Source organism: Larsenimonas rhizosphaerae (genome assembly GCF_026240105.1).
In the GTDB taxonomy this organism is placed as follows: domain Bacteria; phylum Pseudomonadota; class Gammaproteobacteria; order Pseudomonadales; family Halomonadaceae; genus Larsenimonas; species Larsenimonas rhizosphaerae.
This window is the reverse complement of the sequence record NZ_JAPIVE010000001.1, coordinates 505,738-519,631: the sequence shown is the minus strand read 5'-3', so window position 1 is coordinate 519,631 and position 13,894 is coordinate 505,738. Positions and strand designations below refer to the sequence as shown.

At 55.4% G+C, this 13,894-nt stretch carries 12 protein-coding genes and 1 tRNA gene; 5 read left to right on the top strand and 8 right to left on the bottom strand.

The window, feature by feature from the left end; genetic code table 11:
• The first annotated feature begins 136 nt into the window (after window positions 1-136).
• The 5 genes from queC to OQ287_RS02315 all read left to right on the top strand — a co-directional run bounded on the left by queC (window position 137) and on the right by OQ287_RS02315 (window position 3,995).
• Window positions 137-811, top strand: coding sequence for a 7-cyano-7-deazaguanine synthase QueC (gene queC, locus OQ287_RS02335; RefSeq protein WP_250936409.1), 675 nt, complete (start codon window positions 137-139; stop codon window positions 809-811).
• Window positions 812-813: 2 nt separating this feature from the next.
• Entirely contained in the window at window positions 814-1,452 is a 639-nt protein-coding gene (gene queE, locus OQ287_RS02330; protein WP_250936408.1) for a 7-carboxy-7-deazaguanine synthase, read from the top strand.
• On the top strand, window positions 1,452-2,291 hold the full coding sequence (locus tag OQ287_RS02325; RefSeq protein ID WP_250936407.1) for a 6-carboxytetrahydropterin synthase: 840 nt from the start codon (window positions 1,452-1,454) through the stop codon (window positions 2,289-2,291). The genes queE and OQ287_RS02325 overlap by 1 nt, the downstream gene beginning before the upstream one ends.
• Before the next feature lie 71 nt (window positions 2,292-2,362).
• Complete coding sequence (locus OQ287_RS02320; RefSeq protein WP_265895458.1) at window positions 2,363-3,721, top strand: mechanosensitive ion channel family protein; 1,359 nt, start codon at window positions 2,363-2,365, stop codon at window positions 3,719-3,721.
• A 25-nt stretch (window positions 3,722-3,746) separates the two neighbouring features.
• Window positions 3,747-3,995: a YkgJ family cysteine cluster protein gene (locus tag OQ287_RS02315; RefSeq protein ID WP_250936405.1), complete on the top strand. Its 249-nt coding sequence runs from the start codon at window positions 3,747-3,749 to the stop codon at window positions 3,993-3,995.
• 34 nt (window positions 3,996-4,029) lie between these two features.
• Here the strand turns inward: OQ287_RS02315 and OQ287_RS02310 are convergent, their stop codons facing one another.
• From OQ287_RS02310 to OQ287_RS02275, 8 genes are all read right to left on the bottom strand, one after another.
• Window positions 4,030-5,028 carry an NADP-dependent oxidoreductase gene (locus tag OQ287_RS02310; RefSeq protein WP_265895457.1) on the bottom strand — a complete coding sequence of 333 codons (999 nt, stop codon included), beginning with the start codon at window positions 5,026-5,028 and terminating at the stop codon, window positions 4,030-4,032.
• A gap of 83 nt (window positions 5,029-5,111) precedes the next feature.
• The gene (locus OQ287_RS02305) at window positions 5,112-6,944 is read right to left on the bottom strand and encodes a SurA N-terminal domain-containing protein (protein WP_265895455.1); all 1,833 of its coding nucleotides are present in this window, start codon (window positions 6,942-6,944) and stop codon (window positions 5,112-5,114) included.
• 167 nt (window positions 6,945-7,111) lie between these two features.
• Window positions 7,112-7,384, bottom strand: coding sequence for an HU family DNA-binding protein (locus OQ287_RS02300; RefSeq protein WP_250936402.1), 273 nt, complete (start codon window positions 7,382-7,384; stop codon window positions 7,112-7,114).
• Between the two features lie 169 nt (window positions 7,385-7,553).
• Window positions 7,554-9,965 carry an endopeptidase La gene (gene lon, locus OQ287_RS02295; RefSeq protein WP_265895454.1) on the bottom strand — a complete coding sequence of 804 codons (2,412 nt, stop codon included), beginning with the start codon at window positions 9,963-9,965 and terminating at the stop codon, window positions 7,554-7,556.
• A gap of 143 nt (window positions 9,966-10,108) precedes the next feature.
• Window positions 10,109-11,395 carry an ATP-dependent Clp protease ATP-binding subunit ClpX gene (gene clpX / locus OQ287_RS02290; protein ID WP_250936400.1) on the bottom strand — a complete coding sequence of 429 codons (1,287 nt, stop codon included), beginning with the start codon at window positions 11,393-11,395 and terminating at the stop codon, window positions 10,109-10,111.
• Between the two features lie 77 nt (window positions 11,396-11,472).
• Entirely contained in the window at window positions 11,473-12,093 is a 621-nt protein-coding gene (gene clpP, locus OQ287_RS02285; RefSeq protein WP_250936399.1) for an ATP-dependent Clp endopeptidase proteolytic subunit ClpP, read from the bottom strand.
• Between the two features lie 87 nt (window positions 12,094-12,180).
• Complete coding sequence (gene tig / locus OQ287_RS02280) at window positions 12,181-13,542, bottom strand: trigger factor (protein WP_265895451.1); 1,362 nt, start codon at window positions 13,540-13,542, stop codon at window positions 12,181-12,183.
• 251 nt (window positions 13,543-13,793) lie between these two features.
• Window positions 13,794-13,868, bottom strand: a tRNA-His gene (locus OQ287_RS02275).
• Window positions 13,869-13,894: the final 26 nt, after the last annotated feature.

The following is a 13,894-nucleotide window of genomic DNA, read 5'->3' as shown; positions in this document are numbered from 1 at the left end:
CCGCACTACTGGCGCTTTGGCACGACAGCCTTTACACTTGCCGGCTCGAAATAGTTCGTGATTTCGACACCAGTCACCATGCTTCCGGACCGGATCCCGGATGCCGATCACTTATCGGATAAAGAAATTCTCCGTCATGTCTGAAAAAGCCGTTGTTATCTATTCCGGTGGAATGGATTCCTATACCGTATTGCATCGCGCCCTCAATGCGGGCTACGACGTACACGCCCTGTCCTTTCACTACGGTCAGCGCCATGCCAAAGAGCTGGATGTTGCCGCCAACGTATGCCGCCATCTGGACCTGCCGCATCAGGTCGTGGACATTCGCGCCATCCATGGGCTGATTGGCGCCAGCGCACTGACGGATGAACGTCAGGCGATGCCACGTGCCGATTACGCAGAAGACAACATGAAGGCCACGGTGGTACCCAACCGCAACATGATTCTGTTGTCTCTGGCGATCGGTCATGCCGTCAACATCGAGGCATCGGTGTGCTTTTACGGCGCCCACGGTGGAGATCACGCGATCTACCCCGACTGCCGCCCCGAGTTTGTCCAGCGCATGAATGATGTGGCCGCCATCGCCAATTACACACCTGTTGATATCCGGGCCCCTTATCTGCATGCCTCCAAGACCGACATTCTGGCGGAAGGGCTGTCCATGGGGCTTGACTACATCAACAGCTGGACCTGCTACCTCGGCCAGGACCTGGCCTGTGGCGAGTGTGGCAGCTGCCGTGAACGCCTTGCCGCCTTTGCCGCACATGGCATGACCGACCCGCTGTCCTACAAGGCACGGCCGGAGGTCTGAAGATGTATAGCGTAAAGGAAGCCTTTTATACCCTGCAGGGCGAAGGTGGCCAGGCAGGCAGGCCGGCTGTGTTCTGCCGTTTTACCGGCTGCAATCTGTGGTCAGGCCGGGAGCAGGATCGATCCACCAGCATTTGTACCTTCTGTGATACCGATTTCATCGGCACGGATGGTCAGAACGGCGGCAGGTTCAAAACGGCAGACGCTCTGGCTGCTCACGTGGCCGCCTTCTGGCCCGGTCCGGAGGGCAAGCCTCTGGTGGTGTTTACCGGTGGCGAACCCCTGCTGCAACTGGATACGCCATTGATCGATGCCATGCATGCGAGAGGATTCATGATTGCCGTGGAAACCAATGGCACGATTGAAGCCCCTGACGGCATCGATTGGCTGTGCGTCAGCCCCAAGGGACGTGCGCCTCTCAAGCAGCGTTCGGGCCAGGAGCTCAAGTTGGTCTACCCGCAGAGCGACGCGCCCCCGGAACGGTTCATTGATACCGATTTCGAACATTACTATCTGCAGCCCATGGACTTGTCTCCCGCCGGCCACGACGGCTCGACGGTACAGCAGACACTGGCCTATTGCATGGCTCACCCCCGGTGGAGCCTGTCACTGCAGACGCACAAGATTACAGGAATTGATTGATGACTCTTTTTGTCAACGCACTGACCCAGCTTGACGCTTCCTTCTGGGACAATGAACGGGGGCTGGTGGGCGCAAGCTGGCACGTGGATGTCACCCTGGATGGCGAGCTTGGCGATGACGGCATGCTGTTTGACTTCGGTGAAGTCAAACCATGGGTAAAGCGCCACATTGACGGAGAATCCGACCACACGTTGCTGGTCCCGACACTGGCACCGGGTGTGGTCGTGAGTGAATGTGCAGAAGGTCTTTGCGTGCAGACAACCCACCCCTGGCCCATGGAGGTTCGGGCACCCCGCCAGGCCTTCACTCTACTGCCCTGGCCCGCCATTACCACTGCCAGGCTGGGCGAGTATATTTCCGAGCAGCTGATGAAACGGCCACCGGCACGGGTCACCGCCATTGATATTCATCTGGCGGAAGAGCAGATCGACAGCGCTCACTATACCTACACCCACGGCCTCAAACAGCACGCGGGAAACTGTCAGCGCATTGCCCATGGTCATCGCTCGCGCTTTTATGTCTGGCGGGATGGTGAGCTGGATAATGAACTGTCCCTGCAATGGGCACATGGACTACAGGATATCTATCTGGCCGACCAGGCAGATGTCATTCAGCCTGAAGACGATTTTTGCCGTGTCGCCTATACCTCGGCTCAAGGACATTTTCGGATCAAGCTCCCCCGTGAACGGGTCATGATCATGCCCATGACCAGTACCGTTGAAAATATTGCCCGATGGCTGGCTGACCGCATCGCTGCGCTGCATGGAGGACACATTCGTGTTCAGGCCTTTGAAGGCATCGGCAAGGGCGCCGTGGCTGAAGCGGAGCATACCCTCTAACGACCCGCACCCGACGAAGGTCGATATATTGCCTATGCTGATGACCAGTGTTCTCCGACAGAGGCAATGTCATGCTCGACCAGTTATGGATGTGGATCAACACCCTGCCCCGATGGACGCTGTCTCTGGCAGCACTGGCTCTGGCTCTGGCACTCCAGGTGATGCTTGGGATGATCAGAGCCCTCCTGCGTCGACTGTTTGATGAGCGTACGCGATTGCCAGGCGTTGCAATCGCGGCCGTTCACCCCCCGCTGATAACCCTTGTCTGGTGGTATGGCCTGCTGAGTGCCCTTCACTTTGCCGTCCCCACCCAGCTGGCCTGGCAGGCCTCCATCCTGTTGATCGCCCACATGGGGGCAGCACTCATTGCAGTGTGGCTACTCTTTCGAGTGACTCGCCGCATCATCCGGGTCATGGACCGCTGGGCCGACCAGCGTGACAATCACCTTGAGCGCTACCTGCTGCCGCTGATAGTACGTAGCCTGAGTGCTCTGGCACCAGTGTTGTTACTGTTTTCATTGTTTCCGCTGTTCATCAGCTCGGCCAGAATAGACAGCGTACTGCACAACATTGCCAGCCTGCTGCTGATTACTAGTATCGCCGGCATCATGGTGCATGGTGTCAACATGACAGAGCGAGTACTCAGCGAACGGTACCGCATGGATGTGGCCAATAATCTGGTGGCCCGGCGGGTTCACACTCAAATCATGGTGCTGCGTAAACTGGTCAACTTCCTCATCATCATGCTGGCGATTGCATCGATGCTGATGGTCTTTGACAAGGTTCGCCAGCTTGGTGCCAGCATACTGGCTTCTGCCGGGATTCTCGGCGTGGTGCTGGGTTTTGCGGCCCAGAAAGTATTCGGCAATCTGTTTGCCGGCATACAGATCGCATTGACGCAGCCCATCAAGATTGATGATGCCGTTATTGTTGAAGGCGAATGGGGATGGGTCGAGGAGCTCACGCTGACATATGTGGTCATTCGGTTGTGGGACTGGCGACGTCTGGTGCTGCCGATCAACTATTTCATTGATCACCCCTTCGAAAACTGGACACGCACCAGTAATGACCTGATCGGGTCGGTGATTCTTTATGCGGACTTTTGTCTGCCACTGGATGAACTCCAAGCGGAGGCCGACCGAATTGCTCAGGCATCACCCCGCTGGAGCGGCAAGGTCTGCAAGGTGCAACTGCTGGAAATGACCGAGCACAACATGCAGCTACGTGTTCTTGTCAGTGCCCGTGGCGGGCCTGACACCTTTGATCTTCGTTGTGAAATGCGCGAGGGACTGATCAAGTACATTGCTACACACTATCCCGAGGCCCTGCCACGGGTGCGTATTGGACAGGCGACAACACCCCGTTCTGCTGCAGGCTCGTTTCTGCATGATCACACAGTTGCAACCGCCCCTGCATCACAGGGAGAATAGCGCCCTTTCATAGATCGAGTGTGCCATGACCTGCCGAGCCGGATGCGGCGCCTGCTGTATCGCGCCTTCCATCTCAAGCCCCATTCCGGGAATGCCCCGAGGCAAGCCAGCGGGCGTACGATGCGTTCAACTTGATGAGAGCAATCTATGTCGTCTGTTTGGCGACCCCGAGCGTCCGGATGTCTGCCACCGTTTCGACTTTGATGTTGAGGTATGCGGAAAGAATCGGGAAGATGCGATGTTTCTGATCACTGAACTCGAAGACATGACCTGATACCGCCGGAGGGCGATACCAGGTCATTTTCAGCCTAGAGCCTTACCAGCCGCTTGCCGGCATAGGTGCCACTTTCAAACAGGGACAGAAAGGCTTCCGGGGTAGCTTCAAGCCCATCGAAGACACTTTCCTGATACTCGACCTTGCCGGCAGCAACCAGCGGCCCGGCTTCTTCGATGAACTTCTGATAGTCGGCCCAGTGCTCCAGCACGATAAAGCCCTGCATCCGCATGCGCTTGGTCAATACCATTGCAATATTGGCCGGGCCTTCAGCACTGGCACTGTTGTAACGAGAGATCATGCCGCATACCGCGATACGGCCATAATCGTTCATGGAAGCCAGACCGGCATCCAGCATCGGGCCGCCCACGTTTTCAAAATAGACGTCGATACCCTGTGGGGCCGCGGCCTTGATGGCCTTTGTCAGCGCCTCGGCGGACTGATGATGATTGACCGGTGAAACCCCAAGGGATTTCAGCCAGTCACACTTTTCATCCGAGCCTGCCGTACCAACCACCCGACATCCCTTCTGATGTGCCAGCTGCACGGCCAGAGAGCCTACTGCACCGCTTGCAGCAGATACCAGCACCGTATCATCACTGCCAAGGCCGGCAATGGTATTCAAGCCGGTCCATGCCGTCATGCCCGGCATGCCTAAAACCCCCAGATAGGTCTGCAACGGTACATCCAGGTCAGGCAGGCGCTCTACGCTGTCGGCACTGACATGGGCCTCATCACGCCAGCCAGCCATGTGACGAACCTTGTCACCGGGCTTGAACCGCTCATCGCGGGATTCAACTACCTCGCCCAGCGCGGCCCCTTCCAACGGCGCATTCAGATCGAACGGCTCGATATAGGTCTTGACACCATCCATGCGATTACGCATGTACGGGTCTACCGACAACCAGAGATTTCGAACATGCAGTTCGCCATCCCCGAGTGCCGGCAATTCCATTTCTTCAAGAGAAAAGACATCCGGAGAAGGCAGGCCTTCAGGGCGTGAGGTAATCGTGAAATAACGGCTGACTGTCATACTGAACACTCCTTATTCATAAGACACGACTGATAACGGCGCCCGAAGGCGCCGTCATTAGCGTGCTAACAAGCGTAGCGCGTTTATTTCGTGATGTCAGCCTTATCTCGAAGTGATGCTGTCAATCCGGACACAATGGACTGGGTCATGACACGCTCGGCCATCGAACGCGTAAAATCATTGCTGTTGTCGCTGCCTGACGTGGAGCCTACCTTTGACAGACCAATGATGACCTGGCTCTGTCCAACAGGCCGGTGGGCATACACCGTGCTGTTGCTGTCCGGGTGAGGTAGCGTGAAGGCGGCCTTCAGCACGCCATCATCCACCTGATCGCTCTGACGCCCGACGCTGTCTGCCTGCTGCCAGTTGATTGACGATACAGGCTTGCCGGCCTTGAGAGACGCTGTCACGCGAGAAGCCTCATCCTTCAACGCGGCCTGTTGACGCTGCCGTGTCAGAATGGTCCGAATACGCCCGGCCACATCAGACTGCGGCAGGGTTTCCTCCGGCCGCCAGTCGGCAACACGAATGACAAGACGATGATCATCATCAAGTTCGATTACATCGCTGTTGTATCCCTGGCTGATATCAGACGTGTTCAGCACATCCTGACTGAAGGCAGCCTCCATGACATCCTGATTGCCCAGTAATGCATCATCGTTGTTTCGACCCAGCCATTCACTGTGCTTCAGCGGCAGGTTCAGCGCCTCAGCCACGCTTTTCAGGTCAGGCGCAGAATAACTTTCATCCTTGAGCTTCTGCGCCAGCTCATCGAACCGAGAGGAAGCCTCATCCTTTTGCACCTGCTTGCGCAGCGCCGCCTTCATGCTATCGAAATCCTCGATATCAACGTGTGTGACCCTGAGGATATGGTAGGCATTATCCAGCTTCACCGGTGCCGATACGTCACCTTCCGAAAGAGACGACACGGTCCGGTCAAAGGTATCGCCGAAGATACCTTCGGTAATCACGCCAAGATCACCGCCCTTGTCTGCACTGCTCTTGTCAGAGGAGTACTGTCGCGCCAGCGCGGCAAAGTCACCGCCATCGGCGAGCTTTTTCTCAATGTCATCAGCCAGGGCGTGGGCCTGCTCGGCGGTACGCTCGTCATTGATACTGATCACGATATCGGATACACGTTTTGGAGCCTTGCTTCGCTGGGCCTGATACGCCTTTTCAAGGGCGTCATCACTGACGTCCTGACGCGAGGCCAGTGCATCCCGGTCCAGCAGAAGGTAATTGAGCCTGACCTGTTGCGGGCGCATGAACTGATCCTGATGTGCCTTGTAGTAGGCCGTAATGTCTTCGTCACTGACGCTGACCGGAGCATTCAGATCATCAGGCCCCAGCAGCGCATAGCGGAATGTCCGGGTCTGATTCTGCAGGTCACTCACCGCCTTGACCTCAGAGGGCAGAACGAAGCTACTACCAGCCAGTCCCTGCTGCAGCTGCGTAATCAGCATGTCATCTTCAAGCTGACGCCTGAATGAACCGGGAGAAAAACCGGCATTGTTGAGCGATTGAACAAAACGCTCCTTGGAAAAATGATTGTTCTGGTCCTGGAACTCGGGCAACTGCACGATCAGCTGATCTGCCTGAGCACGGGTAAAGACCAGACCATGCTCTTCGGCATACTGCCGCAACAGGGAGCGTGTAATCAGCTGGTCAAGAATCTGTGAGCGCGCCTGCCCCTCCTGGTCAGGGGGGATCTGCCCTGAACGAATGCCGCGCTGGAGCTGGAGATTGACGGCCTGCTTTGAAATGGACTCTCCATTGACCGTTGCAGCGTCGTTACTGTCCTGAGTAAAAACGCTGACGATCGACTCCACCCCGAAAAAGGTAAAGGTAATAGCGATCAGGGCAACGATCACCTTGGCGATCCAGCCCTGGGCACGGTCTCGAATATGTTGCAGCATGCAGGCCTCGAAAGTGGCAACTGGGTTCGTAGCAGGCGATTGTACCGGTCAGATACTCATGCGCCCAGCGCTGGCCGATAATGAACCGACACAATGACATAAAAAAAGCGCACCCTGTCGGGTGCGCCTCGATAACAGACCCGTTGATAACGAGTCGGAAAGACGACTTAGTTGACAGCGTCTTTCAGTGCCTTGCCTGCCTTGAAACCCGGGACCTTGGCAGCCTTGATGTCGATCGGCTGACCTGTCTGCGGGTTACGGCCGGTGCGCGCAGCGCGCTCTTTCACGGCAAAGGTACCAAAACCTACCAGCGCTACGGAATCACCCTTTTTGAGTGTATCGGTAACCGAGTCAATCATCGCATCCAGGGCACGGGTAGCCGCTGCCTTCGGAATATCTGCCGATACAGCAATAGCTTCGATCAATTCAGATTTGTTCACTCTTCACCCCTTGACTTTCAATATATTAACTACTTATTAGCGCGAGCAACATGGATGACCAACGCCATCATAATGAACCGCAGTTTATAGCAATGCCATGTAGAAGCGTCAAGCGGCCATTACGGCTTGAGCCGCGCAACTACGGGCCTTGCAGCCCGAAATACGTCTATCAATGAGTATTTGCCTGAGGACGTTCGCCCTCGGTGCTCTCGACAAACACCTCATCGTCGGCGCCGGCGGCGCTCTTGGCCAGCGCAATATCCAGCACTTCATCCACCCAGCGCATGGGCCGAATATCCAGTGCATCCTTGATGATGTCCGGTACTTCCTTGAGATCGCGCCAGTTTTCCTGCGGAATCAGTACCGTCTTGATGCCGCCACGGCGTGCCGCCAGAAGCTTTTCCTTCAGCCCGCCAATCGCCATCACTTCACCACGCAGATTGACTTCACCGGTCATGGCTACATCGCAGCGGACCGGAAAACCGGTATAGGCAGACACCATGGCCGTTACCATGCCCACACCGGCACTGGGGCCATCCTTGGGCGTAGCGCCTTCCGGCACGTGAATATGCAGATCTTCCTTCTCGAAGCGGTCCGCATCGATACCCAGAGCCTTCGCCCGTGACCGCACGACGGTCTGAGCTGCACTCACCGACTCCTTCATGACATCCCCTAGCGAGCCGGTCTTGTGAATACGCCCCTTCCCGGGCGTCAGGACAGACTCGATGGTCAGTATTTCACCGCCGACCGAGGTCCATGCAAGCCCGGTAACCCGGCCCACCTGATCCTTCTTGTCGGCCAGCCCGTAACTGTAACGGCGAACACCGGCGAACTCTTCGATATCCTCACCACAGAGCGTCTGCATGGGCTCGGCCGTCTCGCTTTGCTCCTGCTCGATCCGCTTGCGAAGCACCTTGCGTGACACCTTGGCGATCTGACGCTCAAGCTCGCGCACACCGGCTTCCCGAGAGTAATAACGGATCAGCTCAAGGATGGCATCGTCTTCAAAGGCAAGCTCATCCGCCTTGAGCCCATTGGCCTTGAGCTGCTTCGGCACGAGATAACGGCGGGCAATGGCCAGCTTTTCGTCCTCGGTATAACCGGGGATACGGATGATTTCCATCCGATCCAACAGCGGTCCGGGGATATTCATCGAGTTGGCCGTACAGATGAACATGACATCCGACAGGTCATAATCAAGCTCAAGGTAATGATCGCTGAACTTGTCATTTTGCTCCGGATCCAGCACTTCAAGCAGAGCAGAGGACGGATCGCCGCGATGATCCATACCGATCTTGTCGATTTCATCAAGCAGAAACAGCGGATTACGCACGCCCACCTTGCTCATGCGCTGAACGAGCTTGCCCGGAAGCGAGCCGATATAGGTACGACGGTGGCCACGAATCTCGGATTCATCGCGTATCCCGCCCAGGGCCAGCCGCGTGTACTTGCGGTTGGTGGCACGGGCAATGGACTGTCCCAGTGAGGTTTTCCCCACTCCGGGCGGCCCGACCAGACACAGTACCGGCCCCTTGAGCTTTTTGACCCGACGCTGAACGGCAAGATATTCAAGGATGCGCTCCTTGACCTCATCGAGCCCGTAATGGTCCTCATCCAGCACCTGCTGTGCGTGCGCGATGTCATGCCGGACACGCGTCCGCTTCTTCCATGGCACGGAAAGCACCCAGTCCAGGTAGGAACGAACCACGGTCGCCTCAGCCGAAGTGGGCGCCATCATCTTGAGTTTGCCAAGTTCCTGACGCGCCTTGTCCTCGGCGTCCTTCGGCATGCCGGCGTCAGCAATCTTCTCTTCGTACTGCTCGGCTTCGTTGGGCATATTGTCCAACTCGCCCATTTCCTTCTGAATGGCTTTCATCTGCTCATTCAGATAGTACTCGCGCTGAGACTTCTCCATCTGCTCCTTGACCCGGGAGCGGATACGCTTCTCAACCTGCAATAAATCGATTTCTGCTTCAATGAGCGTCATCAGATGTTCGACGCGCTCTCGAATACGGTCAATTTCAAGCAGTGCCTGCTTGTCGCTGATGCCAAGCGACAGATGGGCACTGATGGTATCCACCAGACGACTGGGGTCTTCCATGCCCTGCAGAGAACTCAATACTTCATTGGGCACCTTTCTTGACAGTTTGACGTACTGCTCGAACTGGTTAAGCAGTACACGAACCAGAGACTCCTGTTCGCGCTCGGTCAGCTCGATGCTTTCACGTGCCTGAACCGTAGCCATGCTGCAGCCGATATCTTCACTGTCATTGACATCAGTCAGATCAACTCGCTCGCTACCTTCGATAAGCACCTTGACAGTACCATCAGGCAGCTTCAGCAGTTGCATGATGTCGGCAATCGTACCGACAGAAAACAGATCACCGGTATCAGGATCATCCTGACCGGCTTCCTTCTGTGCCACCAGCACAACCCGCTTGTCGGACTCCATGGCATGCTCAAGAGCCCGAATAGATTTCTCGCGTCCCACAAAAAGCGGAATAACCATCTGTGGATAGACCACCACATCACGTAGCGGCAAAAGAGGTAGTGTTAGCGTTTGCTCCGTATTCTGCGTCATGGCAGACGTACCTCGATATTATATGGATGGGCCGCGTTAACAGCTTTGTTATCGGATATGTGGGGGCATCCCCGCAGGATTCAACGCCTTGCAAACGACAAAAGGGGCCGAAAGGCCCCTTTTGCTCACCTGAAAGAAGGCGTTCAGCCTTTCTGACCGGCCTGACGCTTTTCATCGCCGTCATTGGAGTAGATCAAAAGCGGCTTGCTCTCGCCAGAGATGACGGATGCCTCGATCACGACCTTGGAAACGTTTTCTGCCGACGGAATCTCGTACATGGTATCCAGCAGTACACCTTCAAGAATGGAACGAAGACCACGCGCACCGGTACGGCGCTCCAGGGCCTTGTGAGCCACTGCCTTCAAGGCATCTTCACGGAAGTCGAGTTCGACTCCTTCCATTTCGAACAGCTTGACGTACTGCCGTACCAGGGAATTCCTTGGCTCGGTCAGAATCTGAATAAGAGCATCCTCATCCAGTTCGGTGAGAGTGGCGATCACAGGCAAGCGGCCCACGAACTCCGGGATCAAACCGAACTTGACCAGATCTTCCGGTTCTACCGTTGCCAGTACATCACCGACACCCTTGCTGGTGTCCTTGCTCTTGACGTTGGCATTGAACCCGATGCCGCTCTTCTCGGCACGCTCCTGAATTACCTTCTCAAGACCGGCAAAGGCACCGCCCACGATAAACAGGATGTTGCCGGTATCCACCTGCAGAAATTCCTGCTGAGGATGCTTGCGACCACCCTGAGGCGGAACGGACGCTGTCGTCCCTTCAATCAACTTCAGCAATGCCTGCTGCACGCCTTCCCCGGACACATCGCGGGTAATGGACGGATTGTCCGATTTACGTGAAATCTTGTCGATTTCGTCAATATAGACAATACCGCGCTGCGCCTTGTCGACATCGTAATCGCACTTTTGCAGAAGCTTTTGAATAATGTTTTCGACATCTTCGCCCACGTAACCTGCTTCGGTCAGCGTGGTGGCGTCTGCAATGGTAAACGGCACGTTTAAAAGCCTGGCCAGCGTTTCAGCCAGCAGGGTCTTGCCGCTACCGGTAGGACCGATCAGTAGAATGTTGCTTTTGCCAAGCTCAACATCTTCACTGCCCTTGGGTGCCTTTTTCAGGCGCTTGTAGTGGTTGTATACCGCTACCGACAGCACCATCTTGGCCCGATCCTGGCCAATGACGTAATCATCCAACGTATTGCGAATTTCGCGTGGCGCCGGCAGACGATCCTCGCTCTGCTCGGTATCCGCTTCCAGCACTTCCTCGCGAATGATGTCGTTACAGAGATCCACACACTCATCGCAGATATAGACGGAAGGACCCGCGATCAGCTTGCGCACCTCATTCTGGTTTTTACCGCAGAACGAGCAATAAAGCAGCTTGCCGTTCTCGTCTTTACCTTTGCCGTCGGCCATTCGCGTACCTCTTAGGGCCGGCGCCACTGATTAAAACCAGGGCGCCGGACATGACAATTAGTGACGTTTCCACGCTATCAGGATGTCGGACGCTTCTCCAGAACAGCATCGACCAGGCCATACTCGACAGCCCTTTCGCCATTCATGAAGTTATCACGATCCGTATCACGTGCAATGGTTTCATAATCCTGGCCGGTATGGTCCGCCAGAATACGGTTCAGGCGTTCCTTGATGGTCAGAATTTCACGAGCATGAATTTCGATATCCGTAGCCTGCCCCTGATATCCGCCCAGCGGCTGGTGAATCATCATACGGGAATTCGGCAGGCAAAAACGTTTTTCTGCCGCACCGCCCGCCAGCAGCAATGCCCCCATGCTGGCCGCCTGACCAATGCACACCGTTGATACATCCGGCTTGATGAACTGCATTGTGTCGTAGATGGCCATGCCTGATGTCACCGAGCCACCCGGGGAATTGATATAAAGGTGAATATCCTTGTCAGGATTTTCCGACTCGAGAAACAGCAGCTGAGCTACCACCAGATTGGCCATGTAATCCTCTACAGGCCCAACCAAAAAGATGACCCGTTCCTTGAGCAAACGAGAATATATATCGTAGGAGCGCTCGCCACGAGCACTCTGCTCAACCACCATCGGGACCAGACCACCAGCGTTACTGATGTCGAACTCGTTTCCCATTAGGTTCTTCCTTGTCCAGTGATTAGAAACCCGGCATGAAGGCCGGGTTTAATGTTACATCGACGAGTCAGAAGCAAATGGCTCAAATCAAGCCGTTTCGCCATTCTGTTCGGCCACTTCTTCCTCGCCTTCTTCGTCGGCGGGTTGCTGGCGAGCAGCCTGAAGTGCGTCCTGGTAACTCATCTCGACATCCTTGACCGTAGCCTGGGCAAGAAGATGGTCAACCGCTTTCTGTTCAAGAACAGCTGATTTCACCTGATTTTTCAACTGCTCGTCGTTCATGTAATGCTCAACGAGTTCCTGCGGCTCCTGGTACTGGCCGGAAAACTCTTCGATGTATGCACGAATCTCATCATCGGTAGCATCAAGCTCGTTGGCGCTGACAACTTCAGCCAGCAGCAAACCAACGGATACACGATCACGGGCCTGATCTTCAAACAACTCATCCGGCAGCTGGGAGACATCGAAATCCTCACCAAGGCCGAATTGCTGGGCTGCCTGACGCTTGACGGTCTGGCACTCCTGAGCAATCAGGCTTTTGGGTACGGTAATGTCGTTGGCCTTCTTGAGTGCCGCCATGACCTGCTGCTTGACACTGTTGTCGATGGCCGTCTTGAGTTCACGTTCCATATTGGCGCGAACTTCGGTTTTCAGCTCTTCCAGATCACCGCTTTCAACGCCAAAGTTTTTGGTGAACTCGGCATCGATTTCAGGCAACTGCTGCTCTGAGACAGCGTGTAGCTTGACCTTGAATACTGCTTCCTTGCCAGCCAGATGTTCAGCCTGGTAGTCATCAGGGAAGTTAACCGTGATTTCACGCTCATCACCGGCGCCAGCGCCTTCAAGCTGCGGCTCGAAACCCGGAATGAAGCTATTGGAGCCCAGAACCAGCTCGTGGCCTTCTGCGCTACCGCCTTCAAAGGCTTCGCCGTCAATGAATCCCTGGAAATCGATACGAACCTGATCACCATCTGCTGCTTCACGCTCGACTTCAGACCAGTCGGCATGCTGCTTGCGCAGGGTTTCAATCATTTCCTCGACGTCAGCGTCGGTAATGTCAGCCTGCGGACGCTCAACTTCTGCACCGTCGATGCTCTGAAGCTCGATCTGCGGGAAGATTTCAAGTGTAGCCACGAACTCGAGATCCTTGCCGGCTTCATCAACCGTTGGCTCAATGGAGGGGTACCCTGCCGGATTGAGTTCCTTTTCGCTGATGGCGCTGACGTAGTGCTGGCGAATCAGTTCACTGACTACTTCATTACGCACGTCCTTGCCGAAGCGTTGACGAACCACCGACATCGGCACGCTGCCCGGACGGAAGCCATTAAGCTTGACCGTCTTGGCAGTCTGCTTAAGTTTTTCCTCAACCGCCTGGTCTACCTGGTTGGCCGGCACCTGTACGGTAACCCGACGCTCGATCGGGGAAGTCGTTTCGACAGAAACTTGCATGAAAGATCCTCTAACCACACGAATGGCGTTGGTCTGTAAATGTATAAAGGCCGGAATTCTAAGAACCCCGTCAGCCGCTGGCAAGCACCACAAGGCGTCTATTTGTAGTCAAAAACGCCATTTTCAAGGTCTGCTCGGCAAAAAAGATGCTTTTTTTGGCAGAATATCGCCACAGGACGATATTTAAACACCATACAAAGAAAAACCCCAGGAAAACACGAATGCTTTCCTGGGGTCATTTTTTGAAGAAATGGGGTGGATGATGGGGATCGAACCCACGACCACCGGAGCCACAATCCGGGGCTCTACCACTGAGCTACACCCACCATTACTTCAGTTCCGCGCTAAACAT